This window comes from Candidatus Dependentiae bacterium, from assembly GCA_016871815.1.
Taxonomy (GTDB): Bacteria; Babelota; Babeliae; order Babelales.
The window spans coordinates 89,283-115,333 of sequence record VHBT01000001.1 but is presented as its reverse complement, the minus strand read 5'-3'; the positions used below and the strand labels follow the sequence as shown (position 1 = coordinate 115,333).

The 26,051-nt window shown below is 40.3% G+C and carries 39 protein-coding genes; 35 read left to right on the top strand and 4 right to left on the bottom strand.

Annotation, left to right across the window (positions count from 1 at the left end):
• A partial coding sequence (locus FJ366_00600; GenBank protein ID MBM3894089.1) for a hypothetical protein occupies positions 1-303 on the bottom strand: 303 nt, incomplete at its 3' end.
• Between the two features lie 189 nt (positions 304-492).
• Here FJ366_00600 and FJ366_00595 point away from each other — a divergent pair.
• From FJ366_00595 to FJ366_00575, 5 genes are all read left to right on the top strand, one after another.
• A complete protein-coding gene (locus FJ366_00595) occupies positions 493-765 on the top strand; it encodes a hypothetical protein (protein ID MBM3894088.1) in 273 nt (90 codons plus the stop codon).
• Between the two features lie 133 nt (positions 766-898).
• The gene (gene hflB / locus FJ366_00590; protein ID MBM3894087.1) at positions 899-2,767 is read left to right on the top strand and encodes an ATP-dependent zinc metalloprotease FtsH; all 1,869 of its coding nucleotides are present in this window, start codon (positions 899-901) and stop codon (positions 2,765-2,767) included.
• Positions 2,768-2,888: 121 nt separating this feature from the next.
• Positions 2,889-3,086, top strand: a complete 198-nt coding sequence (gene rpmB, locus FJ366_00585; protein ID MBM3894086.1) for a 50S ribosomal protein L28 — start codon at positions 2,889-2,891, stop codon at positions 3,084-3,086.
• 43 nt (positions 3,087-3,129) lie between these two features.
• The gene (gene rpsT / locus FJ366_00580; GenBank protein ID MBM3894085.1) at positions 3,130-3,399 is read left to right on the top strand and encodes a 30S ribosomal protein S20; all 270 of its coding nucleotides are present in this window, start codon (positions 3,130-3,132) and stop codon (positions 3,397-3,399) included.
• A gap of 67 nt (positions 3,400-3,466) precedes the next feature.
• A complete protein-coding gene (locus FJ366_00575) occupies positions 3,467-4,072 on the top strand; it encodes a VOC family protein (GenBank protein MBM3894084.1) in 606 nt (201 codons plus the stop codon).
• A 63-nt stretch (positions 4,073-4,135) separates the two neighbouring features.
• Here the strand turns inward: FJ366_00575 and FJ366_00570 are convergent, their stop codons facing one another.
• Complete coding sequence (locus tag FJ366_00570; protein ID MBM3894083.1) at positions 4,136-4,330, bottom strand: hypothetical protein; 195 nt, start codon at positions 4,328-4,330, stop codon at positions 4,136-4,138.
• A gap of 112 nt (positions 4,331-4,442) precedes the next feature.
• Positions 4,443-5,186 (bottom strand): tRNA pseudouridine(55) synthase TruB, encoded by a 744-nt coding sequence (gene truB, locus FJ366_00565; protein MBM3894082.1) that lies wholly within the window; start codon positions 5,184-5,186, stop codon positions 4,443-4,445.
• 157 nt (positions 5,187-5,343) lie between these two features.
• On the opposite strand from truB, the gene yidC reads away from it, so the two are divergent.
• The 4 genes from yidC (at position 5,344) to rplM (ending at position 9,484) form a co-directional block, all read left to right on the top strand.
• Positions 5,344-6,939, top strand: coding sequence for a membrane protein insertase YidC (yidC, locus tag FJ366_00560; GenBank protein ID MBM3894081.1), 1,596 nt, complete (start codon positions 5,344-5,346; stop codon positions 6,937-6,939).
• Positions 6,940-6,954: 15 nt separating this feature from the next.
• Positions 6,955-7,554, top strand: coding sequence for a recombination protein RecR (gene recR, locus FJ366_00555; protein MBM3894080.1), 600 nt, complete (start codon positions 6,955-6,957; stop codon positions 7,552-7,554).
• A gap of 83 nt (positions 7,555-7,637) precedes the next feature.
• Positions 7,638-8,933: a M24 family metallopeptidase gene (locus tag FJ366_00550; protein MBM3894079.1), complete on the top strand. Its 1,296-nt coding sequence runs from the start codon at positions 7,638-7,640 to the stop codon at positions 8,931-8,933.
• Positions 8,934-9,061: 128 nt separating this feature from the next.
• A complete protein-coding gene (gene rplM / locus FJ366_00545) occupies positions 9,062-9,484 on the top strand; it encodes a 50S ribosomal protein L13 (protein ID MBM3894078.1) in 423 nt (140 codons plus the stop codon).
• Between the two features lie 68 nt (positions 9,485-9,552).
• Here rplM and FJ366_00540 read toward each other — a convergent pair whose 3' ends face one another.
• Positions 9,553-10,683 (bottom strand): site-2 protease family protein, encoded by a 1,131-nt coding sequence (locus FJ366_00540; GenBank protein ID MBM3894077.1) that lies wholly within the window; start codon positions 10,681-10,683, stop codon positions 9,553-9,555.
• A 239-nt stretch (positions 10,684-10,922) separates the two neighbouring features.
• Between FJ366_00540 and FJ366_00535 the strand changes: the two genes are divergently transcribed.
• Genes FJ366_00535 through FJ366_00410 form a run of 26 tightly spaced genes read left to right on the top strand, consistent with a single transcriptional unit; the run spans position 10,923 to position 26,046 of the window.
• Positions 10,923-11,306, top strand: a complete 384-nt coding sequence (locus FJ366_00535; GenBank protein ID MBM3894076.1) for a 30S ribosomal protein S12 — start codon at positions 10,923-10,925, stop codon at positions 11,304-11,306.
• Entirely contained in the window at positions 11,306-11,785 is a 480-nt protein-coding gene (gene rpsG, locus FJ366_00530; protein ID MBM3894075.1) for a 30S ribosomal protein S7, read from the top strand. Before FJ366_00535 ends, rpsG begins: the two co-directional genes overlap by 1 nt.
• Positions 11,786-11,793: 8 nt before the next feature.
• Complete coding sequence (fusA, locus tag FJ366_00525) at positions 11,794-13,866, top strand: elongation factor G (protein ID MBM3894074.1); 2,073 nt, start codon at positions 11,794-11,796, stop codon at positions 13,864-13,866.
• Between the two features lie 36 nt (positions 13,867-13,902).
• On the top strand, positions 13,903-15,093 hold the full coding sequence (gene tuf, locus FJ366_00520; protein ID MBM3894073.1) for an elongation factor Tu: 1,191 nt from the start codon (positions 13,903-13,905) through the stop codon (positions 15,091-15,093).
• A gap of 21 nt (positions 15,094-15,114) precedes the next feature.
• Positions 15,115-15,420: a 30S ribosomal protein S10 gene (gene rpsJ / locus FJ366_00515; protein MBM3894072.1), complete on the top strand. Its 306-nt coding sequence runs from the start codon at positions 15,115-15,117 to the stop codon at positions 15,418-15,420.
• 15 nt (positions 15,421-15,435) lie between these two features.
• Complete coding sequence (gene rplC, locus FJ366_00510) at positions 15,436-16,065, top strand: 50S ribosomal protein L3 (protein MBM3894071.1); 630 nt, start codon at positions 15,436-15,438, stop codon at positions 16,063-16,065.
• A gap of 10 nt (positions 16,066-16,075) precedes the next feature.
• The gene (rplD, locus tag FJ366_00505; protein ID MBM3894070.1) at positions 16,076-16,708 is read left to right on the top strand and encodes a 50S ribosomal protein L4; all 633 of its coding nucleotides are present in this window, start codon (positions 16,076-16,078) and stop codon (positions 16,706-16,708) included.
• Entirely contained in the window at positions 16,699-17,043 is a 345-nt protein-coding gene (locus FJ366_00500; protein MBM3894069.1) for a 50S ribosomal protein L23, read from the top strand. The genes rplD and FJ366_00500 overlap by 10 nt, the downstream gene beginning before the upstream one ends.
• A gap of 3 nt (positions 17,044-17,046) precedes the next feature.
• On the top strand, positions 17,047-17,865 hold the full coding sequence (gene rplB / locus FJ366_00495; protein MBM3894068.1) for a 50S ribosomal protein L2: 819 nt from the start codon (positions 17,047-17,049) through the stop codon (positions 17,863-17,865).
• A gap of 42 nt (positions 17,866-17,907) precedes the next feature.
• Positions 17,908-18,192: a 30S ribosomal protein S19 gene (rpsS, locus tag FJ366_00490; protein ID MBM3894067.1), complete on the top strand. Its 285-nt coding sequence runs from the start codon at positions 17,908-17,910 to the stop codon at positions 18,190-18,192.
• A gap of 12 nt (positions 18,193-18,204) precedes the next feature.
• Positions 18,205-18,606 (top strand): mitochondrial large ribosomal subunit protein uL22m, encoded by a 402-nt coding sequence (locus FJ366_00485; protein MBM3894066.1) that lies wholly within the window; start codon positions 18,205-18,207, stop codon positions 18,604-18,606.
• 14 nt (positions 18,607-18,620) lie between these two features.
• Entirely contained in the window at positions 18,621-19,241 is a 621-nt protein-coding gene (rpsC, locus tag FJ366_00480) for a 30S ribosomal protein S3 (GenBank protein ID MBM3894065.1), read from the top strand.
• A 21-nt stretch (positions 19,242-19,262) separates the two neighbouring features.
• The gene (gene rplP / locus FJ366_00475) at positions 19,263-19,697 is read left to right on the top strand and encodes a 50S ribosomal protein L16 (protein MBM3894064.1); all 435 of its coding nucleotides are present in this window, start codon (positions 19,263-19,265) and stop codon (positions 19,695-19,697) included.
• Positions 19,698-19,705: 8 nt separating this feature from the next.
• On the top strand, positions 19,706-19,906 hold the full coding sequence (rpmC, locus tag FJ366_00470; GenBank protein MBM3894063.1) for a 50S ribosomal protein L29: 201 nt from the start codon (positions 19,706-19,708) through the stop codon (positions 19,904-19,906).
• 16 nt (positions 19,907-19,922) lie between these two features.
• Complete coding sequence (rpsQ, locus tag FJ366_00465) at positions 19,923-20,201, top strand: 30S ribosomal protein S17 (protein ID MBM3894062.1); 279 nt, start codon at positions 19,923-19,925, stop codon at positions 20,199-20,201.
• A 2-nt stretch (positions 20,202-20,203) separates the two neighbouring features.
• Positions 20,204-20,572 (top strand): 50S ribosomal protein L14, encoded by a 369-nt coding sequence (gene rplN / locus FJ366_00460; protein ID MBM3894061.1) that lies wholly within the window; start codon positions 20,204-20,206, stop codon positions 20,570-20,572.
• A gap of 8 nt (positions 20,573-20,580) precedes the next feature.
• On the top strand, positions 20,581-20,895 hold the full coding sequence (gene rplX / locus FJ366_00455) for a 50S ribosomal protein L24 (GenBank protein MBM3894060.1): 315 nt from the start codon (positions 20,581-20,583) through the stop codon (positions 20,893-20,895).
• Between the two features lie 41 nt (positions 20,896-20,936).
• Entirely contained in the window at positions 20,937-21,479 is a 543-nt protein-coding gene (gene rplE / locus FJ366_00450) for a 50S ribosomal protein L5 (protein MBM3894059.1), read from the top strand.
• Between the two features lie 3 nt (positions 21,480-21,482).
• Entirely contained in the window at positions 21,483-21,668 is a 186-nt protein-coding gene (locus FJ366_00445; GenBank protein MBM3894058.1) for a type Z 30S ribosomal protein S14, read from the top strand.
• A 3-nt stretch (positions 21,669-21,671) separates the two neighbouring features.
• Positions 21,672-22,085, top strand: coding sequence for a 30S ribosomal protein S8 (gene rpsH, locus FJ366_00440; protein MBM3894057.1), 414 nt, complete (start codon positions 21,672-21,674; stop codon positions 22,083-22,085).
• 10 nt (positions 22,086-22,095) lie between these two features.
• Positions 22,096-22,635, top strand: a complete 540-nt coding sequence (gene rplF, locus FJ366_00435) for a 50S ribosomal protein L6 (GenBank protein ID MBM3894056.1) — start codon at positions 22,096-22,098, stop codon at positions 22,633-22,635.
• Positions 22,636-22,661: 26 nt separating this feature from the next.
• Positions 22,662-23,009, top strand: a complete 348-nt coding sequence (locus FJ366_00430) for a 50S ribosomal protein L18 (GenBank protein MBM3894055.1) — start codon at positions 22,662-22,664, stop codon at positions 23,007-23,009.
• 31 nt (positions 23,010-23,040) lie between these two features.
• Positions 23,041-23,601 carry a 30S ribosomal protein S5 gene (locus FJ366_00425; protein MBM3894054.1) on the top strand — a complete coding sequence of 187 codons (561 nt, stop codon included), beginning with the start codon at positions 23,041-23,043 and terminating at the stop codon, positions 23,599-23,601.
• Positions 23,582-24,028, top strand: a complete 447-nt coding sequence (locus tag FJ366_00420) for a 50S ribosomal protein L15 (protein MBM3894053.1) — start codon at positions 23,582-23,584, stop codon at positions 24,026-24,028. The genes FJ366_00425 and FJ366_00420 overlap by 20 nt, the downstream gene beginning before the upstream one ends.
• A gap of 4 nt (positions 24,029-24,032) precedes the next feature.
• A complete protein-coding gene (secY, locus tag FJ366_00415; protein MBM3894052.1) occupies positions 24,033-25,358 on the top strand; it encodes a preprotein translocase subunit SecY in 1,326 nt (441 codons plus the stop codon).
• A complete protein-coding gene (locus FJ366_00410; protein ID MBM3894051.1) occupies positions 25,351-26,046 on the top strand; it encodes an adenylate kinase in 696 nt (231 codons plus the stop codon). Before secY ends, FJ366_00410 begins: the two co-directional genes overlap by 8 nt.
• The last annotated feature ends 5 nt before the right edge of the window (positions 26,047-26,051 follow it).

Sequence of the window (26,051 nt, the reverse complement as noted above, 5' to 3'; positions counted from 1 at the left end):
TGCTAGTTTGCCAACATCTTCTGCTGGTTCAAGTTTGGGTTCATCAACATCACTGCCATTACCCGGAGCAACTACATCACTGCCAGACTCCACGATGACTGCGCCTGTTAGTTTGCCAACATCTTCTGCTGGTTTAAGTTTGGGTTCATCAACATCACTGCCATTACCAGGAGCAACTACATCACTGCCAGACTCCACGATGACGGCACCTGCTAGTTTGCCAACATCTTCTACGGGTTTAAATGTGAGTTCATCAACATCACTGCCATTACCCGGAGCAACTACATCATTGCCAGACTCCACGATGACGGCTCCATCTAGTTCGTCAACGCCTCCTGCTGGTTTAAATATGGGCTCGGCTTCGCTTGGCCAGAAGCCACCATTAAGTATTTAGTGGGTGATTGATAAGATTATTTCAGCTGATATTATTAAAAAATCTATGGGGGTTAAAAGCCCCCATGGTTTTTTTGAGATAGAGGTGAGATTTTTGAGATGATGAGTGTTTATTATCGAGCAAGACTGGTAAGAAATAAAATTTGGTTTTTGACGGCAGTTTTGCGTAGTGCAGAGGGATATGTTCTGGAGCGAACGCTTGAGGGTACAAGCGATGTTATGGAATTTTTTGTAAGCCCGTCGTATGTTTTTGAGTTTGAGCAGTTGTTGGCTTACTTTCAAAAGCAAGGAATTGTTGTTTGGTTTCAAGAGTTTCCGAATAGGATAAAGATTGAACTTGATTTACAGCTTGGTGATATCTCTGAGCAGTAATCGGTTTGGTTTTTCTGCTTAGAAATACTGGATAAGTTTTTTACATTATATTAGTCTGTCTTCGTATCAGTTTAAATTGTTTTTTGAGTGTGTAGGCAGCTTTTTGCTTATGCCGTTTGGTTAGATTTGAGATATGAAATTTAAGCGCAATATGAGTCCAAAGTCTTACGCTGTTTATATTTTTATAGCATGCGTTGTATTGTTTTTTGGGGCTATTTTTTATGAAGAAGAACCATCTTCTTCGGTTGTTCGTAATTTAAGTTATTCAGAATTTCGCATCAACCTTGAAAAGGGTTCCTTTAAGACTGCAGAAATTAATGGGCAATCCGTTAGTGGTAAATGTGTTGATGGTTCTAGTTATAAGGCAACGATTGTTCCAACAGAATCATTGATGGATGAGATGATAAAGCAGGGAGTTAATGTTAAAGTTGCGACTCAAGATTCAGGCGATGGTTCAATCTGGTCAACACTTATTTCAATTATTTTTATGTTGCTTTTAATCTTTTTCATTTATACACGACTTATGAATGGCTCTATGGGTGGCTCTTCTAAAATGTTTTCAGTGGGTAAGTCAAAAGCGCAGTTTTTTGAGCCAGGAGAAGTGAAAACCAAATTTAAAGACGTTGCAGGGCTTGAAGAAGCAAAAGAAGACTTAGAAGATATTATTTATTTTTTGAAGAATCCGGAAAAGTATAAAGCGCTTGGTGCTAAAATTCCTCGTGGCGTTTTGTTGTGTGGAGAACCAGGTAATGGGAAAACTCTCCTTGCAAAGGCTGTTGCTGGAGAGGCTCATTGTGGTTTTTTTGCAATGAGTGGGTCGGATTTTATCGAAATGTATGTTGGGGTTGGTGCTGCTCGAGTTCGCGATTTGTTTATTCAGGCGCGAAAAAGCGCACCATGTATATTGTTTATTGATGAGATTGATGCAATTGGTAAGCAGCGAAGTAATGGACTGGGCGGCGGGGGACAGGATGAGCGAGATCAAACTCTTAACCAGTTGCTGGCAGAGCTTGATGGGTTTGCAACAGAGCCTGGTGCTGTCATTGTTCTTGCAGCGACAAATAGACCTGATATTTTAGATAAAGCGCTGGTTCGCCCTGGTCGTTTTGATAGAAATGTTGTTGTTTCCTATCCAGATATAAAAGCTAGAATAAAACTTTTAGAAATTCATTCTCGAAAAGTTCCCTTGGCCGATGACGTTGATTTTGAAAAGATTGGTAGGGGTACTCCTGGAATGAGTGGAGCTGAATTGGCGAGCTTGATTAATGAAGCTGCTTTGCGGGCAACGCGATTTAATAGAAAACTAGTTGAAATGGATGATTTTGAGGAGGCTCGTGATCGATTAAGGGTTGGTGCTGCTCGTAAAAATTTAGTTCAATCCGAAAAAATAAGAAAAGAAACGGCAATTCATGAGGCTGGTCATGCTCTTTTGAGTGTTTTACTTGAGGATGCGTTTATTTTTCATAAGGTAACAATTCTTCCAAGGGGAAATACGCTTGGTATTTCATGGTCATTACTTTCTCCAGATGATGAATTGCAACAGACGAAAAAACAGTCAATAGCAAGAATCAAAGTGTCTTTTGGTGGTATGATTGCTGAATTAATTAAAATGGGAACAACGACAGCCGGCGTAAGCAGTGATTTGCAAAATGCAACCCAAATTGCACGAAGCATGGCTATTTATTGGGGTATGGCGTCAACTGGGCCCATGTCTCTCTCTGTGGGGTTTGATGGTTTGGCTCCAGCAACAAAAGAAAAGTTGGACCTTGCTGTTGAAGAGATTTTAAGAAAAGCTTATGCCGAGGCGGAGGAGCTTATAAAAGCAAACATCCATTTACTGGATAAGCTTGCTGATGAGTTATTCAAAGCCGAAACGTTGAATGCAGGGCAGGTTTATGAGCTTTTGGGGTTGACTCCGCGTGAAGATTTATCTTTTGTAAAAAAAGAACAGAAGGTTTTATCTGCGGAGCCTAGTTTTGAGCAGCAAGTGCTTGATTCGTAAAAATGATAGTGTTGAGTTATAAAAAATCGTAGTTTGCGCATTGTCGAGTTTGTGATTCTTGTGTAGAATCATTAAATATTTGCTTTATGTAATGATTGATTAATTAAGAAGGGTAGCAAAGATGTCCAGAGTATGTGCGGTGTGCGACAAGCGTCCGCAAGTTGCGTGTAGCGTCAGTAATGCTAACAACAGGACTAAGCGTTGGGTTTTCCCAAATGTTCATGTGATTCGATTTTCGTATCCAAGTTCTGCGTGTGTGCATCGTGGTGCGGTTTGTACAAAATGTATTAAAGCCGGCCTTGTTAAAAAAGTTGTTTAGTTTATTCAATCGAGTTGATTGGAATTATTGAGGGCGTTTGAGAATGGCCAATTTAAAGTCTTCCAAAAAAGATGCTAAAAGAAGTAGGGTAAGTGCTAAGAGAAATGCAGCTTACCAAACATCAGTAAAGACTGTTATGAAGAAGTTTTTTGCTGCTGTTGATGGTGCAGATGCAGCAAAAGCAGCTGAACTTTTACAACAAGCACAGTCTAAAATTGGGCTTGCTTGTAAAAAGGGTGTTGTCAAAAAGAATGCTGCTGCTCGTCGAGTAGGTCGTCTTGCGCGATGCCTTGCTTCAGTGAAAAAGGGGTAGTATTCGATTGAGATGCATCTGAGTTTTGGCTGTCTATGCGAACAGGTTGTTTGGGAGGGGAAAACAAATGTTCAAAGTTGGCAAAACGTTAGTTGTTGTCGAATCGGTAGAAAAAGCTATCAAGTTTTATACTGAACGATTAGGATTTGCTCTTCATGATGTTGTGATTCAACGTGATGGAGAGCTTTTTATTTCTTCGGCGGATGTAAAAAAGGGCAACGTAATTGTTAATTTACGTGCGCCTGCGATCGAAGAACTTGCAGAGTTTGGAATGGTCAAGCGCTGTTCAGGCCGAAGCGCAGGTCTTTTTGTAGAAATGAATAAGGGCGTTTCTAAGTATTTTCAGCGATGTAAGAAAAAGGGCGTTCCTGTCATAACAGATCTTAATAAAAATCATTTGGGCCAGTTATGGTTTGCTGCAAGAGATCCGTTTGGATTAAAGCTTATTTTTATTGAAAAGCTTGTTGGGTCTGTTGCTGTGGATCCATCAGTGTTTAATGCCGCAGGTCTTGGTCTTTCAAGAGAGAGAATTTTATCAATTGATCAACGAAATAAATCATCTATTGAGCCAATGGTTGATGTTCTTAAAGATTTAGGTTTATTAAAGCGAATTTCTCAAAAATTTGTGAGAACTTGGGTGAAGCAGGTTAAGTCTGCTGCTAAAAATAAATAATTGAGCTGTTAAAAATACAAAAGGGCGGGAGTCTGACTCCCGCCCTTTTGTATTTTTGTGAAATTACTCAGCTGCTTCTGTTGCTTGTTCTGCAGGAACAACTTCAGCTGCAGGAACAACTTCAGCCGCAGGAACAAGTTCCGCTGGAGCTTCTTGTTGTGCAACTTCGGCTACAACTTCTGGTTGAGCAACTTCTTCGTTAGCAGAAACGAATGAAACTGCTGAAACAGCAAAAAGCAATGCAAACATTTTTTTCATAAGATACCCCTTATAAATAGAAATACATAAAGTCATGTCCCCCTGGATACTATATCCGAGCTACTGACTGTTTTACAGCAAACACGACTCTTTTTTCTTATTATGAAGGTTTCTAAATGGTTTTTTCGGGAAAAGTGAGAGTGTTAAAAAAAAGCGTGTTTTTTAACAATTGTGCATCCAGGATTGCACTATCTGTAATTTTATCGAGAGAAATGGCCTCGCTTAATGGTATTTTTCCAATCTGAGTTCGCGTAAGTTCATAGAGGGTGGCGCAAGAGTTTTGAGTTTTTGCGATATCATTGGCAAGAGACCGAATGTAAGTTCCTTTGGATGTTGTTGTTTCAAATGTTATAAAAGGCCATGATGAGTGTGTGACTTTAAGTGAGTAGATGGTGCATGTTTTCTTGCGATTTTCTGCTAGTGCAAAAAGAGCGGGATCTTCTGAAGTGGGTTCACTGGCTTTTCTTGCGAGTTTGTAAAGGCGCTCTCCGTTAATTTTTACGCTAGAAAAAATAGGGGGAGTTTGTTCGTATGAGGGCATGAGATTGAGTGCTGCACTATAAAAATCAAATGGAGTTGGATTTTCAAATGACTCCATAATTGTTCCAGTGTGGTCTAATGTGTCTGTTCTTTCGCCAATTTTTGCAACGGCTCGATAACTTTTATTTGACCCGAGTAGGTCGTTGAGTTGTTTTGTTCCTTTTCCAATCCCAATAATCATGAGTCCTTCAGCAAAAGGATCAAGGGTGCCTGCGTGTCCAATTTTAGTTTTTCTGGGCAGAAGTTTTTTTAATCTTCTAATGCAGTCAAAAGATGTAATTCCAACAGGTTTATGTATAAAAAGAAATCCGTTCATAAAAAAAGAGTTAAAGAGCTTTTAAATAAATAAGTGTAAGGCATTTTTTTAAAACTATAAGCTCTTTTTGAGGTCTTTTGAGTGGTTAAAAAAAAATATTATGGTAAGGTTAATAACGTTTTAAAAATATTTGTTTGATAAAATAATTAGGAAAAATATGAGTCAAAGTAAAATAAGTATCTTTTTGGAGTCAGTCTTCTCTTGGCCAGTGCTGTTGTCACTTCTTTTTATGCTGGGTTTTCAGTGGTTTTTTCCATCAAATACCGCAAAAGATGTTATCGCTCCTTTTTTAAATAGAGATGTTGTATGCGAGCCGTTCAAGCGCACAGATGAAGAAAATCAAGTATGGGTTGAAACGCCACTATGCGAGTATGTTTTTTCGCTTGAAGGTGCAATTCTCGTTGATCAGGTATATAAAAAACATTTGGGTAAAGATGGGCAGCCGTTAAAAACAGTCTATGAGCACGGCCAGTTCGAAAAAGATCAAGGGTTGTTTTTGTTGGCGCTTGAGGAAAAAACTCCTCTTAACTATAAACTTGTTTCGCAGAATGACTTGATTTCAGGTGTTGAGCTTGTTTTTTCAACAGAAACAAGCAACAAAGAATGGCGAATTTTTAAAAAATTTCATTTAAGTAATACTTCTTACTCAATTGATCTATCGATTCTTTTTGAGCCTTTAAAAAACGAGGTGCAGCCATTATCTCCAAGGGTCTTTGTTTCAGGGCCGCTTTTGGCAGAGCTTGAAAAGGATAAGGTTGAAGGGGCTGTAATAAGAGGTGATGATCAACGACTTGAAAAAAATGTGTCTGGGAAAAATGAGTTGTTGGCGTATTGGGATGCTCCGCGGATTGTTGCTGTTGAAGATAAGTATTTTATTCATGCGTTGATTGAATATAGCCCTGGATTTGTAAATCGTGCGTTCTTTAAAAGAGTTGCTGGGCTTGGTGAACTTAAGAAAAAAGATGTGACAGGATCTGGATTGGTTGCCATTTTGGAGTGTGCAAAAGTAACAGAAAAAGCTGATGTAAAGTTAAGCTTGTATGTGGGTCCAAAATCAGTTGCGGAGATGGAGAAAGTTGATTCAAAGTTGACATCATTTTTGTCTCTTGGATTTTTCTCTTGGCTGGCAAAATTCTTTTTGTGGTTAATGGAGCTTTTGTATGAGTACGTGGGAAATTATGGATTAGTTATTATTGTCTTAACGGTAATGGTTAAACTTCTTTTCTTACCACTGTTTATTTTTTCCAAGCGAGAAGCATTGAAGGCTTCGATGCTTGAAGCACGTTATTCTTTGGAATTGCAGGCAATTAAGCAAAAATTTAAAGATGATTTTGTTTCGCGAGAGGCTGAGATTTCCAAATTTTATGATGCTCATGGTGTTGCAAGAAATGGAGGGGCTTGGGGTTTGGTTTCAAACTTGATCTTCTTTTTAATCTTTAGCACGTTTTCAGCTATTATGAATAATTCTCTTGCGCTGTACCACGCACCATTTGTGTTGTGGATTAAAAATTTAGGTGCGCCAGATCCGCTTTATATTTTACCATTATTGCTTGTTGCCGGCTTTGTATATCATCAGCGATCGATGAAGTTATTTGGCGCAGGAATGGTTATTATGAAGATTGTGTTGCCGGTAGTTTTCTTTTTTGTTGGTATAAATTTTTCAGCAGGCGTATTGATTTATCTTGCAACAAATTCTTTGCTGATGATTGTTGATGAGCTTTTGGTAAAATATTTATTTCCTGTAGTTATTTAGCGATTGTAATGAGAGATGAATCATCCCCTGCCATCGTTTAAAAAGCTAATTACTCAGTTGCAGAAAATTCCTTATTTGGCGTCAAAACATGCGTATAAATTGGCATCGTATGTTTTGACGAGCAAGGAGTCTGTGGCGGAGGAATTATGTGCAGCTATTTTGGATGCGCGAAAAAATATTGGACGCTGTCTGGTCTGTTCAAATTGGACCGAAAATAAAGATACGTGTCAAATTTGTTTGGATGGCTCTCGAGATAGATCAATCGTGTGTGTTGTTGAGCAATGGTATGACTTGATAGCTATTGAGCGCATTGGGATTTTTCGTGGGGTTTATCATGTGTTGGGTGGGGCTTTGTGTCCGCTTGACGGAATAGGTCCTTCAAGTTTGACGATTGATCATCTACTTAAGCGTTTAGATGGTGAAGTTAAGGAACTAATTTTTGCAACAAATCCAACCCCTGAGGGAGAAGCGACTGCGGGATATATTGCATCTTTGGTTGGGCCCGGAAAAATTTTTATGTCAAAATTTGCAAGTGGCTTACCGACAGGTGCTTCAATTGAATTTATGGATAAGGTTACCATTCATCAGGCGTATGTCGGTCGTCGACCTTATTAATCCTAAGATATAGATAAATTAAACGAATTTTGATACACGTTCTGCTATTGGTAATATGCAGATTATGCGTATTGGAGAGCTTTATGAAGTCATTAGTAGAGTGGTCACGCGGTAATAGAGAGCGATTGTTGCAGGTCATAAAAAAGACCCTGCAAGATCCATTAGCTCCGTGGGCCTTGGTGTTGGTAAATGATTACGAAAATCATAAAGAGCGATTTAGATCTGAAAGTTCCTTTTTTTATTTAACAGGAATTCATGAGCCTGCGATTGCGGTGGTAATATATTCTGATGGGCGCCAGGTTTTATATCGGCCTGCGTATTCGATAGATCGAGAGTCTTGGACTGGTGTTCGTTTTAATCCGGAAGAACTTGGTTTTCCTGAGGTAAAATATCTTGGGGATGCTATTAAAGGATATAGCATTTCAGGTGTTTTTAAGGCTGAAAATTATAAAATTTTAGGGGAAGATCTTGCGCTTTGGCTTAATACAGGAGGATCTTTATTCGTGTTGCATGATGTTTCTGGAGGGCATTATAAAACACAGTCAGAGCTCTTGAGTATGGTTGTTGATACATTTGGAATTTCATATAAAGAAGTTCGAGATGTTTCTCCGTTGTTGCATGAGCTACGAAGAGAAAAGTCTGTTTCTGAAATTGCGTTAATGTATGATGCTGCGCAAGTTACTATTGCTGCTCATAAATTCGTTGCAAAAGCTATAAAATCAGGAGCCTTTGAGTATGAGTTGCGGGCTGGTGTTGAGTCCGTTTTTGCATTGTCTGGGGCTGAGCGGCCAGCATTTCCAACGATTGTTGGCTCGGGACTAAACTCAACAAGGTTGCATTATACTCAGGGTGGTTCTCAATTAATGGATGGTGACTTGGTCGTGATTGACTGTGGCGCTGAGTATCGCATGTATTGTGCAGATGTTACTCGTACATATCCTGTTTCTGGAATGTTTACTCCACGACAAAAAGAAATCTATGAGCTTGTTTTAAGGGTTCAAAAGACTTTGGAGCTGTTAGTAAAGCCTGGAATGTTTTTAAGAAATGCGGATTTTCCGGATCTTTCGCTTCATCATTTGGCTGTTAAAATGTTTAAAGATGCTGGCGTTGAAAAATATTTTACTCATTCAATAGGGCATTATTTGGGTTTGGATGTTCATGACGTTGGAGATTATTCCGTGCCTCTTTGTTCGGGAGATGCTTTTACATTAGAGCCAGGATTGTATTTTCCAGAAGAACGGTTAGGGATTCGAATTGAAGATGATTATGTGCTTGCTGATGATGGACTTATTTGTCTCAGTGAGGATTTGCCAAAAGAAGCAGATGATATCGAAGCCCTTTTGGCTGAAAAAGTGCAGGGTTTTAATTTGACCGAATAAATTGTTTTGATTACCATTATTAAATGCCGACTTTTTAGGAATATTTTTTAGTATATATCTGAAGTAGAATTTTATTGCGCTGTAAAAGTCGCGGCGCACTGTATGTTTTAAGGAATAATTGCATGGATATGAATAAAGCATTTTTTTTGCACAAAGAAGATCGTGCCCCACGTTGGCATGTTTTGAGTGCTAAGGGCAAGGTCTTAGGGAGATTGGCAACAGAGATTGCTGATTTGTTGAGAGGCAAAGGGAAACCAGAATTTACAGCGCATACCGATAGTGGTGATTATGTTGTTGTAACTGACTGTGAAGCTGTTGATCTTACTGGAAATAAATGGGAAGGTAAGACATATTCTCGTTACTCCGGCTATAAGAGCGGCTTGAAGGTTGAGACAGCTCGTCAAGTACTTGCAAAAAGACCAACTGATCTTGTTTATAAGGCTGTGAAGGGAATGTTGCCAAAAAATAAATTGAGCGACCAAGTTCTTTCAAAGCTTCGTGTTTATGTTGGTGGTGAGCACCCTCATATTGCACAAGTTGGTACAAAATAATATTTGTACATATCAAATTAAAAAAGAGGCCCATGTTTTACATGGGCCTCTTTTTATTGGGTAGCTTTTTAATTGAAGAGAGCTAAAACATCTTTAAATGTTAGATAAGCCAGCAATAGTCCAAAGAATACAAGCGAAACAATATTGACACCAATTTTAAAAGTGTTGCTTAACTTTCTTCTGGTGATAGCTTCGATTGTTGTAAATGCGATTTGGCCCCCGTCAAGGGCTCCGAGGGGAAGAACATTAATTGTAGCAAGGCTGATATTGATGATACCAGTAAAAAGGAGCGTCAATTTGATATTTGTGCGAGCTGTTTTAAAGAGTTGTGAAATGATCATTACAGGTCCGCCAATTCCTTTAATTGTCCTTTGTTCAAAAAGTCTTTTGAATGTAGCAAATGAATCACTTATTTGTGTGTAAATAGTAGATACGGCAAGCAAAAAAGCTTGCTTTATTGTTGTTTTTGGCATTTCAGCGTAGGCCATGTTAGATGATAGAACAGCTTGAATAGAAAGCGGAGATGTTGAATTTTCTGGGTTCTCTCGAGATGGATGTATGGAAATGGTTATTTTTTCTGATTTTCTGGTAACAAGAAATGTTATTGGTTCTTCGGTTGCTGAGTTTATTTTGTTTCCAAGATCTGCAGGTGAAAAGCCGGTTTCTATTTCAGAAAAAAGTTTATTGTTGATGCCGACAATAATGTCTCCTGGTTGAAGTCCTGCGCGATCAGAAGCCCCATTTTCTACTACAGAGTTAACGGTAAGGTCCAAAATTTTATTTTTGGGCATTCCAGACGTGAATAATCCTGTGTAGATGATAAGGGCGAAAATAATATTAAAAATGATTCCACCGGAGAGAATGAGCATTTTTTGCCAGTATGGCTTTGAGGTAAACGATTCTGGGCTGGTGTCATTGGCAAGGAGTTGTGATCCTTGTCCAGGTTCTTCAAGACCTCCAATTTCAACAAAGCCGCCAATTGGAAGAAGAGAGAAGCAAAAGTCAGTATCCCACCATTTTTTTTTAAATAAAATTGGTCCTGCTCCGATAGAAAAAGTAGGTGTTTTTACTCCGAATAATTTGCAAAAAATAAAGTGGCCAAATTCGTGTACTGTGATAATCGAAAAAAATGAAATAAGTGAGGTTAGAAGGGGCTGAACGGTATTGAGTAATTTATAAAAAAGTGTGAATTCAAACATGATAAAAAGTCCTTTTTTTTGAGCTTATGTTTTGCTTTTCTCTAATGAGATTAAGCTTTTTTGATTATTGCGTTGCTTGAAAAAAATAATGATCGAGTTAGAATTAAAGTGTTTTCCTAGGGTAAAGAGAATATACCATATTGCTTCCTCTGTGTGCATAGTATGCTGAAAGTGATTTAATGTGAAGATTTCTTTGTGCTTGAGGGGTGTTTTGTATATTTCGTTAGGTGTGTGATTGTATGCCAACAATAAGTCAGTTGTCTCGCAAAGAGCGAGAAGATGTAATTAAAAAAACTAAGTCTCCAGCGCTTAGTGAGTGTCCGCAGCGTCGTGGCGTGTGTACCCGTGTGTATACCGTTACTCCTAAAAAACCAAACTCTGCGTTACGTAAGGTTGCCCGTGTGAAATTGACCACAGGTAGAGAAATTACGGCGTATATTGGTGGTGAAGGCCATAGCTTGCAGGAGCACTCGGTGGTGCTTGTTCGTGGTGGTCGGGTTCCCGATTTGCCAGGGGTAAAGTATCATATTGTGCGTGGTACGCTTGATACAGCCGGAGTAAAGAATAGAAAGCAAGGTCGTTCATTGTATGGAACAAAGAGACCTAAAGCAGGAGCTAAATAATGCCAAGACGTAGATCCGTTGATTTTGTAAGAGAAATTACCCCTGACCTTAGATTTAATTCTGCAACAATTGCAAAATTGATTAATGTTGTTATGGAACGCGGCAAAAAAGATGTTGCTCGCAAAATCGTTTATGATGCTATGGATGTTCTTGTTAAAAAGGCAGGAAGCGAAGAAGCAGCTCATGAAATGTTTGAAAAAGTTTTGATTAACGTAAGCCCAACGGTTGAAGTTAAGTCTCGTCGTGTTGGTGGTAGCGTTTATCAGGTTCCTGATGAAGTTCGACCATCACGTTCTCGTGCATTGGCGTTTCGATGGCTTATCGAGTCTGCAGCAAAGCGCTCAGACAAAACGATGGGCTTGAGACTTGGTGCTGAATTCCTTGAAGCGCTTGAAAATCGTGGTGGAGCTGCGAAAAAGAAGGCGGACGTTCATAGAATGGCGGAAGCTAATCGCGCTTACTCACATTACGCTTGGTAGGGGTGGGTATGAAGAATTCTGATTTAAAAAAATACCGCAATATAGGGATTATGGCGCACATTGACGCAGGTAAAACTACTGTTACTGAGCGTGTCCTTTTTTATACTGGGGTTTCTCATAAGATTGGTGAAGTTCACGAAGGTGCGGCTACCATGGATTTCATGGAGCAAGAGCGTGAGCGTGGAATTACCATTCAATCTGCTGCAACAACCTGTTCATGGGGCGATCATACGATTAACATCATTGATACTCCTGGACACGTTGACTTTACGATTGAAGTTGGTCGTTCTTTAAGGGTTTTGGACGGAGCGGTAGCTGTTTTTTGTGGTGTTGGTCGTGTTCAGCCTCAGTCTGAAACCGTTTGGCATCAAGCAACTCACTACGGCGTTCCTCGAATTGCATTTGTAAATAAACTTGATCGAGTTGGTGGAAACTATTTTTCTGTTGTTGCCGACATGAACTTAAAGTTGCGAGCAAATGCTTTGGCGATGCAAATTCCTTTGGGTGAATCAGAAAACTTTGAAGGTGTAATTGACGTTTTAACTCGTCGTATGGCTTATTTTCCTGCCGTTGATAATGGTTCTATTGTTGAGTGGCGTCCGTTAACAGAAGAGTATGTTGATCAAGTAAACAAGGCGTATGATGCGATTGTTGAGCGCGCATGCGATTTTGATGATGATCTTGCTGCGGCTTATTTGGCTGGGGAAGAAGTTTCAGTTGATGCTGTTAAAAAAGCTCTTCGAGTTGGTGTTCTTCAGCAAAAAGTGACTCCGGTCTTTTGTGGAACAGCCTTTAAAAACAAGGGTGTTCAGCTTCTTCTTGATGCGGTTGTTGATTATTTGCCATCGCCTCTTGATCGTCCAGCGATTAAGGGAACGGTTCCTGATACAGGTGCAGAAACAGATCGCCCATCAGATGTTGACGGTTCATTTGCTGCATTAGCATTTAAAATCACAATCGATCCGTTTATTGGTTCTTTGACTTTTACACGAATTTATTCTGGTTCGCTTGAGTCGGGTTCGTATGTGTTCAATTCTACAACTGGTAAGCGTGAGCGTGTTAGTCGATTGTTGCGATTGCATGCAAATAAGCGAGAAGAAATTAAAGTTGCCTATGCAGGGGACATCGTCGGTGTTGTTGGCTTAAAGGATGTTACAACTGGTGATACGCTGTGTGATGAAAAAAATCCAGTGTTGCTCGAGTCGATCGTTGTTCCGTTAGCTGTTGTGACTGCGGCTGTTGAGCCAAAAACAAAAGCTGATTATGAAAAAATGACGCTTGCGCTTAAAAAGCTTGCACAAGAAGATCCTTCGTTTAAATTCAGTTTTGATCCAGAAACAAATCAAACAATTATTGCAGGTATGGGTGAACTTCACCTTGAGATTAAGGTTGATATTCTTCGCCGAGATCATAAGGTTGAGGTTGTTCAAGGAAAGCCTCAGGTTGCGTACAAAGAAACGATTCGTAAGGCTGTTAAGGCTGAAGGAAAGTTTATTCGTCAATCTGGTGGCCGTGGTCAATATGGTCACGTCATGCTTGAGCTTGAGCCCCTTGAGCGAGGTTCAGGGTTTGTTTTTGAAAGTAAAGTTGTTGGTGGAACAATTCCAAAAGAATATATCCCTGCAATTGAAAAGGGTTTGAAGGAAGCTATTGGCGCTGGGGTTATTGGTGGATATCCAGTCGACGACCTTAAAGCAATAGTGTATGATGGTTCTTATCATGATGTTGACTCTTCTGAGTTGGCCTTCAAAATTGCTGCATCCATGGCGTTGAAAGACGGCATGAATAAGGCAAGTCCTGTAATTTTGGAACCTGTGATGAAGGTTGAAGTTACAACCCCAGAGAATTTTATGGGTGATGTGATGGGAGATCTTTCGTCTCGTCGTGGTCGAGTTATGGGTGCCGATGAGCGTTTTGGTGTTCAAGTTGTTCTTGCTGAAGTTCCTTTGGCAGAAATGTTTGGATATACAACATCATTGCGTTCTATGACGCAAGGGCGTGCAAGTGCAAGCATGGAATTCTGTGAATACAGAGAGGTTCCACAAGCTGTTCAAGACGCAATAGCAAGTAAAAAATCTTAAAAATTGGTATAAATTTCATTTATTGAAAGGGTGATGATGGCAAAGGGAGTATTTAATAGAACGAAACCCCATCTTAACGTGGGAACAATTGGTCACGTTGATCATGGTAAAACTTCGTTGACAGCTGCTATCACGACAGTGTTGGCATCTAAGGGTTTGGCTGAAAAAAGAGCATTTGACAGTATCGATAATGCGCCAGAAGAACGTGAACGTGGTATTACGATCGCTGCTTCGCACGTTGAGTATGAATCAGCAAATCGCCACTATGCGCACGTTGACTGTCCTGGTCACGCTGACTATGTTAAAAACATGATCACCGGTGCGGCTCAGATGGACGGAGCGATTTTGGTTGTTTCCGCTGCAGATGGACCGATGCCTCAAACTCGTGAACATATCTTGCTTGCAAAGCAGGTTGGTGTTCCGGCGATGGTTGTGTTCTTGAACAAAGTAGACATGGTTGATGATGCTGAAATGGTTGACCTTGTTGAAGAAGAAGTTCGTGAATTGTTGAGCAAGTGGGGCTTCCCTGGTGACAAGATTCCATTTATTCGTGGATCTGCAACCAAGGCTCTCGCTGGTGAGCAAAGTGATATTGGTGTTAAGGCAATCGAAAGACTTGTTGAAGCGCTTGATACTTACATTCCAATTCCAGCTCGTCCAACAGAAAAGCCTTTCTTGATGCCGGTTGAAGACGTTTTCTCTATTCCTGGTCGTGGAACAGTTGTTACTGGCCGTGTGGAGTCCGGTATTCTTAAGCTTGGTGCTGAAGTTGAAATCGTTGGTTTTGTTGATACTAAAAAAACAACAGTTACCGGGATTGAGATGTTTAACAAGGAAATGAATGAATCTATTCCTGGTGATAACATTGGTGCGCTTCTTCGTGGTATCAAAAAAGATGAAGTTGAGCGTGGACAAGTTCTTGCTGCGCCTGGTTCGATCAAGGCTCATAAAAAGTTTGAAGCACAAATTTTTGTTCTTTCCAAAGAAGAAGGTGGTCGTCACAGTCCATTCTTCTCAGGATACCGTCCTCAGTTTTATTTCAGAACAACTGACGTTACAGGGATTATTACCTTGCCTGCTGGCCGTGAAATGGTCATGCCTGGGGATAACCTTATTGTAACAGTTGAACTTGTAAGTTCAGTTGCCATGGAAGCAGAATTGAAGTTCGCTATTCGTGAGGGTGGAAGAACAATCGGTGCTGGTGTTGTTGGTAAAATTATTTCATAACTGCTGAGGTTGTAGAGCTATATGAAAAAACAAAAAATTCGGCTCACCCTCAAGTCATACGACCATCAATTACTTGATGGTGCTGTAAAGCAGATCGTTATGACAGTGAAACGAACGGGTTCTAAGGTTTTAGGCCCCGTTCCTCTTCCAAAGAAGCGACAGGTTTTCACGGTGTTGCGTTCGCCGCATATTGATAAAAAGTCGCGAGAGCAGTTCGAGTTAGTAACTCATAAGCGTGTCGTTGATATCGTTTCTCCTGCAGAGCAAACGATGGACGCTTTGATGAAGCTCAACCTCTCTGCTGGTGTAGATGTTGAAATTCGATAAGGGTAGTCCCAGGTCATGCTAAAAGCTGTATTAGGTACAAAAGTTGGAATGACGCAACTGTTTGATGAAAACAGGCGCGTTGTTCCAGTGACCGCTATTTCCACGGGTTCGTGGTTTGTGACACAGGTAAAAAAAGGTTCTTCTGACGGCTATAGTGCTGTTCAAGTTGGCTTACCTCGTGAGCGGTATCGTTCGTTGGAGTTTTCTCCAGAGTGGTTAAAGAATAAGAAAAAATTCTTTTTATTTGTTAGAGAAGTTTCTATTGCTTCCTTGAATGAACAAGATTATCAAGTTGGTCGAGCTGTAAGTTTGGCTGATATTGCGATTTCCGTTGGAGATCTTGTTGATGTTCAGGGAACAAGTATCGGAAGAGGATTTGCGGGTGGTATCAAGCGCCATGGATTTGCTGGTGGACCAGCGTCTCACGGTTCTTGTTTTCACAGAATTCCCGGTGCTGTTGGACATAGAAGAACTCATGGTGAGGTTGATAAGGGAAAAAGACTTCCTGGTCACCTTGGTGCTGAACATGTGACCGTTCGCAACTTAAAAGTTGTGAAGGTTGATGTTGAGCTTGGAGTTATCTTTGTTTGTGGTGCTGTTCCTGGAAAAAGTGGTTTTTTGGTAACGGTTTCAAAGCGAGGGTAGTGCTGTGAGTATGATTCAAGTATTTGATAAAAACGGTGCAGTGCTCGAGGGTTTAAGTATTTTCTCTTCTGTGAGTAACAGTGTTCCAAGTTTGGCTCTTTTTAGTCAGGCAATTCGTGTTTTAAGACAGAATTGGAGACAGGGAACTGTTGCTTGTAAGACTCGTGGAGAACTTGCATTTTCTAACAAAAAGCCATGGAGACAAAAGGGAACTGGTCGTGCGCGTGTTTCTTCCATTCGGTCTCCTTTGTGGAGAAAGGGTGGGGTTATTTTTGGGCCTCAACCACGTACTCGTAAATTGTTTATTGGAAAAGAGCAAAAAAGACTTGTATTGCAAGATTTAATGAATGAAGTCATTTTGTCTGGTCGTGCTGTTTGTTTTGATTTTGATTTTGATCAAGATAAGCCTTCCACAAAGATGGCTGCGCAGGCATTAAAGGCGGCTCAAATGCAGAATGAAAAAGTAGTGGTGCTCGCATCATTGCATGATTTTGCACTAAGAGCGTCTTTTGGAAACATTCATAATGTTTCGATAACGTCGTTTGATGCAGCTAATGCGTTTGCATTTTCTTACGCTTCTCGGTTGGTTTTCATGAAGAAAGATGTTGAATTGTTTAAGAAAATGGTGGAACGATGGAGTTAAATTCTTACGGAGTTATTAGAAAATTAGTAATGACTCCAAAAACGTGGAAAAACTTTCAAAAGCTTCGCAAATTGACTTTTGAAGTTGAGCGTTGTGTTAATAAAGTTGAAGTTAAGCAAGCTATAGAAAAAATCTGGGATGTTAAGGTTGATAAAGTTAACATAATTAATATGCCAGATTCATCAGGTGTTTTTGCTCGTCGTAGATATGTAAAACCTGGCGTGAAGCGTGCAATTGTTACTCTTCGCGAAGGACATTCAATTAATTTGCCTGGTGAGGCAATGCAATCAGCGGCAGCTTTTGATTCACAAGATGTTGTTGAGCGTGAGGGGTAGATAATGGCTATTATTGCAAGAAAACCAAGAAATGCTTCCTTGCGTACTCAAACGTTTGTAAAGGTTGCAGATTTAACAAAAAAAGCTCCAGAAAAGAAGCTTTTAGCAAAGCTTCCTCATTCTGGTGGACGTAATTCTTATGGAAGAATCACTGTTCGTTGGCGTGGTGGTGGCGTTAAACGTCAATATCGTATTGTTGATTTTGATAGAATGTACAAAAACATTCCAGGTAAAGTTGTAGCGATTGAATATGACCCAAACCGTAATCTTCCTATTGCGCTTATCTCATATGCTAATGGTGCGAAAACCTATCAAATTAGGCCAGAGGGTTTGACTGTTGGCGGTTCGATTATCGCAAGTCAAAATGCCGATGCTAATGTTGGAAATAGTCTTCCGTTGAGCTCTATTCCAACAGGTTTCTTTGTTCATAACGTAGAATCCTTTCCTGGTCAGGGCGGTAAGTTTGCTCGAAGTGCAGGAACGGCTGTTCAGTTGGTAGCAAAAGAAGATGGTAGAGCTGTCTTAAAGATGCCATCAGGTGAATTGCGTTATGTTGATGAACGATGTTGGGCTACTATTGGTACTTTATCAAATGCCGAATTTAGAAACATGGTAATTGGTAAGGCCGGTAGAATGAGACATCTTGGCTTTAAGCCGTCTGTTCGAGGAATGGCGATGAACCCTGTTGATCACCCGCATGGTGGTGGTGAGGGACGATCAAAATCCGGACAGCATCCAACGACCCCATGGGGTAAGTCGTGTAAGGGTGCTAGAACGCGTACTCGTAAGAGTTCGTTTCTTATTCGAAGAAGACGTCCGTAAGTTGTGGTTTTGGATACTATTAAGGTTTTATGAGGACGTAGAATGGCAAGGTCTATAAAAAAAGGTCCTTTCGTTGCAGAAAGTCTCCTGAAAAAAGTTCAAGTGGCTCGTGATACAAATTCACGATTGCCCTTGAAGACATGGAGTCGGGCAAGTGTTATTATTCCAGATTTTGTTGGACAAACATTTGCAGTGCACGATGGACGAAAATTTGTTTCAGTTTTTGTTACTGAAAATATGGTCGGGCATCGTTTGGGTGAGTTTGTTTTGACTCGTACATTCAGAATGCACAGTGGTCAGCGTCAAGCAGCTGCTGCTAAGAAATAAGGGTAAGATCAAATGAGTCAAAATGTTGCAGTTGTATCTGCTGCACGTAGTAATGGCGTAAGAATGTCGCCTTACAAGTTGAGATTGTATGCAGATGTTATTAGGGGAAAATCTGTAGAACAAGCTCTTGCGTGGTTGAATACGGTTGGGTGTAATCGATCTGTTCCGTTGATCAAGGTAATCATTTCCGCGTATGCGAATGCTAAGCATAAAGGGACCATCGCACAAGAATCTTCTCGCGATGTTTTTTTGCATAGAATTTGTGTTAACGAAGATGGTTTTTTTCGCTATGTTAAACCTGGAGCGCGTGGACGCGGATGTCCTCAACGTAAGCGTTCAAGTCGCATAGAAGTTATTTTGGGAGTTAAGGATGTTTTGCATCGCAAAGCGTCTGAATCCCAGTCTGTTGATTAATAAGAGGTGTTACGGTGGGTCAAAAGGTTCATCCTTTAGGATTTAGACTTGGTATTTACAAAGACTGGAATGCTCGATGGTTCGCAAAGCGTTCGTATTGGAAAGAGCTTTGGGAAGATTTACAGATTCGTAAGTATTTAGATGATAATTTAAATAGTGTCGATATTGCTCGAGTTGAAATTGAAAAAGCTGGTCAGGACGCTAGAGTTGTTTTGCATTCTTCTCGTCCAGGACAGTTAATTGGAAAAAAAGGATTGGGAATTGAGCAGCTCAAGGAAAGTCTTCACAAGAGATTTGGTAGAGTTGTGAATGTTTCTGTTCAAGAGGTTAAAGAGCCTGAAACTAATGCTATGTTGGTAGCAAAAAGCATTGCCGATCAAATTGAGCGTCGAGTTAGTTATAAGCGCTTGATGAAGAAAGCTGGTTTTGCTGCTATGAGAGCTGGAGCAAAGGGAATTAAGATTCGTTGCGCTGGTAAGCTTGGCGGTGCAGAAATTGCACGTGACGAGTGGCTTAGGTTAGGTTCGATCCCCCTTCACACATTAAGAGCAGATATCGATTATGCTCTTGCTGAGGCTAAAACAACCTCAGGTATTATTGGTGTTAAGGTGTGGATTTGCAAGGGTGAATTGTAGTTCTGAAGGGGGTATTCGTCAATGTTGATGCCCAAAAAAACAAAATTTCGAAAAGTTCACCGTGGAAATATGGGCGGTTGGTCGAAGGGTGCTCGAGAAGTAGCCTTCGGAGAATTTGGTTTGGTGGCGCTGGAGCCTGCATGGGTTACAGCTCGTCAAATCGAGGCAATTCGAATCACGATTAGTCGAAAATTAAAAAAAGTTGGGGAGTTCTTTTTTAGAATTTTTCCAGACAAGCCAGTTTCTAAAAAAGCTGCTGAAACTCGTATGGGTGGTGGTAAAGGATCACCTGAATTTTGGGTTTCGGTTGTTCGTAGAGGTCGGGTGCTTGTTGAGGTTTCTGGAGTTGATAAAGCAACCGCTAAGGCTATTCTTCAGCAGGCTGCGTATAAATTGCCAATGGCAGTTCGATTCGTAGAAAAAGGCAGTGAAGCTGCTATTCAATATCCGGATTAGGTGTTAGTATGATTAAAGACATTAAAAGTTTGCGTGAGCTTAGCGCTCAAGAGCTGCATGATGAATTGGCAGTGCTACGTAAGGGGCAGTTGGATTTGCGTCTAAACAGATCCACAAATCAGTTGCGTGATACATCTATGTTCAGAAAAATCAAAGCTCAGATTGCTCGGATTCTCACGTTTCTGAATGAACGAAATAAAGCAATTTAATTGCGTGGGAGATGTAATGAGTTTACAAAAAAAAGGTAACACAGAAGTTATCAAGCGATCTCTTGAAGGCGTTGTTGTTTCTGACAAGATGCAAAAAACAATTGTTGTCAGTGTTCAAAGAGCCTTTCAACACCCTCGTCTTGGTAAAATTATGCGTTGCAGCAAGAAATATAAAGCTCATGATGAGCAAGGTCTTGCTAAGATGGGTGATTTTGTTGAGATTACGGAAACAGCTCCGTTGTCAAAAACAAAACATATGACCCTTTCGCGCATTTTGAAAGCTAAGGGGGATTAAGTATGGTACGCAAAGAGACTAAGCTTATTATTGCTGATAATTCTGGCGCAAAAGAAGCTAAGATTATCCACATTGTTGGAAGTACCGGTAAGGATGTTGCTCGTGTTGGTGATCTTGTTAAAATTGCTGTAAAAAAAGCAATTCCAGGTGGGAACGTCAAAAAGGGTACTGTTCAAACGGCTGTTATTGTTAGAACGTGTAAAGAAATTCGTCGTGAAGATGCAAGCTATATTCGTTTTGATGATAATGCTGCGGTTATCGTTGATAAAGATAAGCAACCGGTTGGATCGCGAATCTTTGGTCCGATTGCTCGTGAGTTGAGAGTTCGTGGCTTTAGCAAGATTATTTCGCTTGCTCCAGAGGTTTTGTAGAGGCGAGTATGATTGCAAGATTAAAGAAAAATGATGTTGTTGTTGTGATTTCAGGCAAGAATAAGGGCCAACAAGGACCAATTATCGAGATTGATACAAAAAAAGATCTTGTAAAGGTTCGTGGGGTTGCAATTAAAACTTGTCACCGTAAGGCGAAGTCAAACAAAGAAGTTGGTAAAATTGTACAAGAAGAATCATACATGCCGGCATGCAAAGTTATGCCGTTGTGTCCTGAAACGAAGAAGGCTTGCCGTGTGCGAGTTCAACTTAACGATCAGGGCGAGAGGGTTCGAATGAGCCATCGCGCACAGATTGAACTGTAAGTGCGGATGAATTGAAAATGAAAACAACTAGATTTGAAGAAATGTATAAGTCGACCATTAAAGGTCAACTGCAAAAGGAACTTGGCATTAAAAATGTAATGCAAATTCCTAAAATTTCAAAAATTGTTTTAAATATCGGTGTTAAAGATGCCGTGAAAGACAGTAAGATGCTGCAGGGAGTCAAAGACGTTTTAACGTTGATTGCCGGGCAAAACGCTGTCAAAACAATAGCGCATAAATCTATTGCAGGATTTAAGTTGCGTGAAGGTGTTGCAATTGGTGTTAAGGTTACATTGAGAAAGCATAAGATGTATGATTTTCTTGATAAACTAATCAATATTGCATTGCCAGGGGTTCGTGATTTTCAGGGTGTGAGTGCAGGCTTTGATGGGTCTGGTAACTTCAATCTTGGGATTACGGATTGGTTAATTTTTCCAGAAGTTGATTACGATAAAGTCGATCAATCTCGAGGTCTTAATATTACGATTTGTACGACAGCTCAAGCTGACCGTGAAGCATATGCGCTTATGAAAGCGTTTAATATGCCATTCAAAGAAGGTCGCGCTGGTCGTTTAAAGGGATAGTCAATGGCACGTAAAGCACTTATTGAAAAATCAAAAAAAACTCCTAAGTTTTCTACAAGAAAGCGTAATCGTTGTTTGCTTTCAGGTAGACCACGTGGGTTTTTGAGAAAATTCGGATTGGGTCGGTTGTTCTTCAGAAAGCTCGCACTTGAAGGCATGTTACCGGGTGTTAAAAAGGCGAGTTGGTAGGTTATAAAACTACGAGAGGACAACACAGTGGATGTAGTTGGTAATTTTTTGACTGTTCTTCGTAATGCCGTGATGGTATACAAGCGAACAGCAGTTGTGCCGTATTCTAAATTAAAGGCCGAGATTGCTCGTGTCTTAAAAGAAGAAGGCTTTATTAAAGATTTTAAGCGAGAAGTAACAGGTACAGCTCAGGATAATTTAGTTATTTGGTTTCAATATGTGGATGGTGAATCTGCTATTCATGAAATCAAAAGAATGAGTACTCCGGGATGTCGTTCTTATATGCGTGTTTCCGAGGTTCGACCATTATTGGGCGGTCTTGGTCTTGCGATTCTTTCAACAAATCGGGGAGTTGTTTCCGATCGCGTTGCTCGGCGTGAAAACGTTGGCGGCGAAGTAATTTGTCACGTTTGGTAGGAGTATTCTTATGTCAAAAATAGGAAGAAAGCCGATAATTGTTTCTTCGGCAAAAGTAGAAGTGACAGGTAATGTTGTTACGGTAAAAGGCGCAAAGGCTACCGTTAGTCATGAGCTTCCGCAAGGATTTTCTCTTACTATTAACGGTAATTCGCTTTTGTTGAATGTCGCAGATAGGAATGATCGAGAGGTCAAGACTTTGTGGGGTCTTCATAGAGCTCTTCTTGCGAACAAAATTAAAGGCGTAGAGTCTGGCTTTGAGCAAAAAGTAAAAATTGTTGGTCTTGGTTTTAAGGCTATGGCAACTGGTCGTCAAATGACATTTTCTCTTGGATATAGCCATAAGATGGAATATGAACTGCCTGCGAGCATTGCTGTAGAAATTGATAAAACGGGTCAGTTGTTAACTTTCAAGGGCACAGATAAAGAGTTGCTTGGTAAAGTTTGTGACACTGTTCGTTCCTTCAGAAAGCCTGAACCATATAAGGGAACAGGTATTATGCTTGAGGGTGAGGTAATCATTCGTAAAGCTGGTAAAACTAAAGCATAACGTAAGTAGGTAGGAAATTTTAAAAAATGAGTATTCAAAGAAAAGTTGCATTGCGACGAGTTCGACGAGCTTTTAGGGTTCGTAATTCTTTGCGTGGATCACATCCTCGGGTTTCTGTCTTTAAAAGCAATAGACATATTTCAGCCCAGGTGATTAATGATGCTGATGGAAAAACAATCGTATCGTTTTCATCTGTTGCGTTGAAGTCTTCATGTGCAAATAAAGATATTGCTAAGCAAGTTGGTCTTGAGTTGGGCAAATTGGCTCTCCAGGCTTCAGTTAGTAAGGTTTGTTTTGATAGAGGAAGTAACCTTTATCATGGACGAGTGCAGGCGCTTGCTGATGGTTTGCGTGAGAGCGGTTTAGTATTTTAAAGTGACAGACGGTAAGGCAAAAAACGTGGAAATTAAAAGAGAAGAAAAACATCAAGATGTTGTTCACGCAAAAGCTGGTAAGGCTGCGGCCCCAGAGTTTGTTGAAACAGTTATTGAAGTACGGCGTGTGGCTAAGGTCGTGACCGGTGGTCGCAGATTGACCTTTTCAGCGCTTGTTGTTGTTGGTGACGGTAAAGGTCGTGTAGGTCTTGCTTCCAGTAAAAGTAGAGAATTTGCATCAGCGGTTTCAAAAGCTGCTAAGCGAGCTAAAAAGGAAATGTTTGAAATTCCTTTTTACAATTCGACTATTCCTTTTCAGGTTACTGCTCGTCATGGAGCAAGCACTGTTTTGTTGCGCTCTGCCTCTAAAGGTACGGGTTTAATTGCAGGTGGTGCTGTAAGATCGTTGCTTCAAGCTGTTGGCGTGAAAGACGTTTTGGGTAAAATTTTGGGTGCATCAAACAAGCACAATGTTGCAAAAGCAACAGTTATTGCACTACAAAAGTTGCGTTCTGCACATCACATTGCGCGGCTTCGTGGAAAAAAATTGAGTGACTTAGTGGAGAAGACAAATGTTGTTGAAGCTCAGTAATCTTAAACAGTTAGTAGAAAAACGTAAACGCGTCGGTCGTGGCGGTAAACGTGGTGGTGTGTCTGGCCGAGGAAGTGAAGGACAAAAGTCTAGAACAGGTTCGCATTCAGAGATTAGACCTTCTTTTGAAGGCGGACAAATGCCACTTTTGCGTCGTATTCCGAAGCGTGGTTTCAAAAATAGATTCAAAACAGAATTCGCGTTGGTGAGTTTGGATGTTCTTGAAAATAGTTTTGAGGCAGGACAAGTCGTTGACGTTGCAGCATTGAGAGAACGTGGATTAGTAAAGCGTCGTCGTGCGTTGGTTAAAGTTTTGTGTAATGGCGAATTAAACAAAAAACTAAGTGTACATGTCCATGCTATTTCTGAAGCAGCTCGTGTTGCTATTCAGAAGGCTGGTGGTGAGGTCGTTTTACTCGGGGAGTAAGTAGATGTTGGCCTTGTTGAGCAACTTTAAGAATGTATTTTTACAAAGTGATTTGCGACGTAAACTTTTTTTTACGTTGTGGGTCTTGGGCGTGTATCGTTTAGGCGTGCACATTCCCCTTCCTGGTATTGACACTAATATGTTGGCTGGTTTTTTAAATTCCGAGTCCTTTGGATCTGGTTTTTTTAAGTACTTTGATTTACTTTCCGGTGGCGCTCTTAAGAAGGTTGCTATTTTTGCTCTTGGTGTGGGTCCGTATATTCAAGCATCTATTTTTATGCAGGTTCTTGGGTTGATCGTACCTTCACTTGAGGCCCTTTCAAAAGAAGGGGAATCTGGTCGAAGAATTCTTAATGGTTATACACGTAACTTGTCTGTGGCAATTGCTATTGTGCAAAGTTTTATTTATGTAACATCTTTGGAATATATGGCACCTGGTATTGTAATGTTTCCTGGATGGAAATTTAAATTATTGGGCACAATAATATTGTCTGCTGGCTCTGTGTTTGTCATGTGGCTTGGTGAGCAAATTCTTCAACGAGGAATCGGCCAAGGTTCATCAATGATTATTTTTGCAGGGATTGTTGCAGGATTGCCTGAAGGAATTTTTAAGATTTATTCATCAATTTCTTCTGGTAATCTTGATTGGGGTATTGCAGCGTTAATTGTTGGTTTTTTGTTATCGCTTGTATGTGTAATTGTCTTCATTGAGCGAGGAGAACGAAGAGTTAATGTTCAGTATGCTAAACGAGTAATTGGGCAAAAAATATACGGCGGCATTAGTCGACATATTCCGTTTAAAATTAATCCAGCGGGCGTTGTTCCGGTTATTTTTACGAGTGCGTTACTTGGGATGCCTGTTTATTTATTAAAAAAGCTTCTTTCGTTTGAATGGCTCTCAGCATTGTCTTTTATTGGCGATTGGCTTGATTATGGATCACCGATTTATACTTTATTAACGGTGCTTTTTATAATCTTCTTTTCGTTTGTTTACACATCGATCATTATGGATCCAAATGAACTGGCAGATAATCTTAGAAAATCTGGTGGTTTTGTTTCGGCATTACGTCCAGGAAGACAAACAGCAGAGTTTTTTGAGGCTCTGTTGTTACGTATTGGTTTGCCTGGGGCATTCTATCTGGCAACGCTTGCAGTCTTTCCAGATTTATTGTTGAAGTTTTTATCTTCACCAATCATGTTTTCCGGAACTTCTTTGTTGATTGCTGTGGGTACTGGTTTAGAGACATCTAATCAATTAGATACGGCATTATTAGACAAAAAATACGAAGGTTTTTTGTCGGTAGGGAAGGCTCGAAAAAAATATGATTGATAATGCAGCTGGTAGTACTGATCAATTGAAGGTAGTTTATTCATTCTTTGGGCCGCCAGGAACCGGTAAGGGGACGGTGGCCCGAGAAGCAGTTCGCACTCTTGGGTTTTCTATGGTTTCAACAGGGGAAATGCTTCGTGCGGAAGTTGCGAGTGGAAGTGACCTTGGTCTTTTTATACAGCAAACCGTTTCTCGTGGTGGCCTTGTTTCTGATGATATTGTCGCAAAAATAGTTTTTAATGCTCTATCAAATTCCGTTGGAAGTGTTTTTATTTTAGATGGATACCCTAGAAATGAATCCCAGGCGGAAGATTTTTTGAATGAATTTTCAAAAAAATTTCCATCGGTTGTTTTTAAGGTTGTTTATTTTAGTTTGTCTTCTGATGAAATTCGTAGACGACTGTCTGCAAGATTGATATGTCAAAATAAGCGTTGCCAGCAGACTTATTCACAATTAATTCATCACTTAAGGCGAGAAGGTTTTTGTGATGCTTGTGATTCTGCCTTGATGCGTCGATCTGATGATGCTGGAGATATTGTTCTTGAGCGATTAGGTGAATATGAAAAGCATGCCAATGGCGTTTTAGATGTTTATCTGCGGCGTGGTGTTGAAATTTGTGAGCTTGATTTGTTTGGCAAAAGTGAATCTGCGGTATTTAGTCAATTTGTTTCACAGTGTGGGATTTAAGATCT

Excerpts from the sequence above, each read along its gene's own strand:
- FJ366_00595 (MBM3894088.1), top strand. The coding sequence starts at position 493 with ATGATGAGTGTTTATTATCGAGCAAGACTGGTAAGAAATAAAATTTGG.
- hflB (MBM3894087.1), top strand. The coding sequence starts at position 899 with ATGAAATTTAAGCGCAATATGAGTCCAAAGTCTTACGCTGTTTATATT.
- rpmB (MBM3894086.1), top strand. The coding sequence starts at position 2,889 with ATGTCCAGAGTATGTGCGGTGTGCGACAAGCGTCCGCAAGTTGCGTGT.
- rpsT (MBM3894085.1), top strand. The coding sequence starts at position 3,130 with ATGGCCAATTTAAAGTCTTCCAAAAAAGATGCTAAAAGAAGTAGGGTA.
- FJ366_00575 (MBM3894084.1), top strand. The coding sequence starts at position 3,467 with ATGTTCAAAGTTGGCAAAACGTTAGTTGTTGTCGAATCGGTAGAAAAA.
- FJ366_00570 (MBM3894083.1), bottom strand. The coding sequence starts at position 4,330 with ATGAAAAAAATGTTTGCATTGCTTTTTGCTGTTTCAGCAGTTTCATTC.
- truB (MBM3894082.1), bottom strand. The coding sequence starts at position 5,186 with ATGAACGGATTTCTTTTTATACATAAACCTGTTGGAATTACATCTTTT.
- yidC (MBM3894081.1), top strand. The coding sequence starts at position 5,344 with ATGAGTCAAAGTAAAATAAGTATCTTTTTGGAGTCAGTCTTCTCTTGG.
- recR (MBM3894080.1), top strand. The coding sequence starts at position 6,955 with ATGAATCATCCCCTGCCATCGTTTAAAAAGCTAATTACTCAGTTGCAG.
- FJ366_00550 (MBM3894079.1), top strand. The coding sequence starts at position 7,638 with ATGAAGTCATTAGTAGAGTGGTCACGCGGTAATAGAGAGCGATTGTTG.
- rplM (MBM3894078.1), top strand. The coding sequence starts at position 9,062 with ATGAATAAAGCATTTTTTTTGCACAAAGAAGATCGTGCCCCACGTTGG.
- FJ366_00540 (MBM3894077.1), bottom strand. The coding sequence starts at position 10,683 with ATGTTTGAATTCACACTTTTTTATAAATTACTCAATACCGTTCAGCCC.
- FJ366_00535 (MBM3894076.1), top strand. The coding sequence starts at position 10,923 with ATGCCAACAATAAGTCAGTTGTCTCGCAAAGAGCGAGAAGATGTAATT.
- rpsG (MBM3894075.1), top strand. The coding sequence starts at position 11,306 with ATGCCAAGACGTAGATCCGTTGATTTTGTAAGAGAAATTACCCCTGAC.
- fusA (MBM3894074.1), top strand. The coding sequence starts at position 11,794 with ATGAAGAATTCTGATTTAAAAAAATACCGCAATATAGGGATTATGGCG.
- tuf (MBM3894073.1), top strand. The coding sequence starts at position 13,903 with ATGGCAAAGGGAGTATTTAATAGAACGAAACCCCATCTTAACGTGGGA.
- rpsJ (MBM3894072.1), top strand. The coding sequence starts at position 15,115 with ATGAAAAAACAAAAAATTCGGCTCACCCTCAAGTCATACGACCATCAA.
- rplC (MBM3894071.1), top strand. The coding sequence starts at position 15,436 with ATGCTAAAAGCTGTATTAGGTACAAAAGTTGGAATGACGCAACTGTTT.
- rplD (MBM3894070.1), top strand. The coding sequence starts at position 16,076 with ATGATTCAAGTATTTGATAAAAACGGTGCAGTGCTCGAGGGTTTAAGT.
- FJ366_00500 (MBM3894069.1), top strand. The coding sequence starts at position 16,699 with ATGGAGTTAAATTCTTACGGAGTTATTAGAAAATTAGTAATGACTCCA.
- rplB (MBM3894068.1), top strand. The coding sequence starts at position 17,047 with ATGGCTATTATTGCAAGAAAACCAAGAAATGCTTCCTTGCGTACTCAA.
- rpsS (MBM3894067.1), top strand. The coding sequence starts at position 17,908 with ATGGCAAGGTCTATAAAAAAAGGTCCTTTCGTTGCAGAAAGTCTCCTG.
- FJ366_00485 (MBM3894066.1), top strand. The coding sequence starts at position 18,205 with ATGAGTCAAAATGTTGCAGTTGTATCTGCTGCACGTAGTAATGGCGTA.
- rplP (MBM3894064.1), top strand. The coding sequence starts at position 19,263 with ATGTTGATGCCCAAAAAAACAAAATTTCGAAAAGTTCACCGTGGAAAT.
- rpmC (MBM3894063.1), top strand. The coding sequence starts at position 19,706 with ATGATTAAAGACATTAAAAGTTTGCGTGAGCTTAGCGCTCAAGAGCTG.
- rpsQ (MBM3894062.1), top strand. The coding sequence starts at position 19,923 with ATGAGTTTACAAAAAAAAGGTAACACAGAAGTTATCAAGCGATCTCTT.
- rplN (MBM3894061.1), top strand. The coding sequence starts at position 20,204 with ATGGTACGCAAAGAGACTAAGCTTATTATTGCTGATAATTCTGGCGCA.
- rplX (MBM3894060.1), top strand. The coding sequence starts at position 20,581 with ATGATTGCAAGATTAAAGAAAAATGATGTTGTTGTTGTGATTTCAGGC.
- rplE (MBM3894059.1), top strand. The coding sequence starts at position 20,937 with ATGTATAAGTCGACCATTAAAGGTCAACTGCAAAAGGAACTTGGCATT.
- FJ366_00445 (MBM3894058.1), top strand. The coding sequence starts at position 21,483 with ATGGCACGTAAAGCACTTATTGAAAAATCAAAAAAAACTCCTAAGTTT.
- rplF (MBM3894056.1), top strand. The coding sequence starts at position 22,096 with ATGTCAAAAATAGGAAGAAAGCCGATAATTGTTTCTTCGGCAAAAGTA.
- FJ366_00430 (MBM3894055.1), top strand. The coding sequence starts at position 22,662 with ATGAGTATTCAAAGAAAAGTTGCATTGCGACGAGTTCGACGAGCTTTT.
- FJ366_00420 (MBM3894053.1), top strand. The coding sequence starts at position 23,582 with ATGTTGTTGAAGCTCAGTAATCTTAAACAGTTAGTAGAAAAACGTAAA.
- secY (MBM3894052.1), top strand. The coding sequence starts at position 24,033 with ATGTTGGCCTTGTTGAGCAACTTTAAGAATGTATTTTTACAAAGTGAT.
- FJ366_00410 (MBM3894051.1), top strand. The coding sequence starts at position 25,351 with ATGATTGATAATGCAGCTGGTAGTACTGATCAATTGAAGGTAGTTTAT.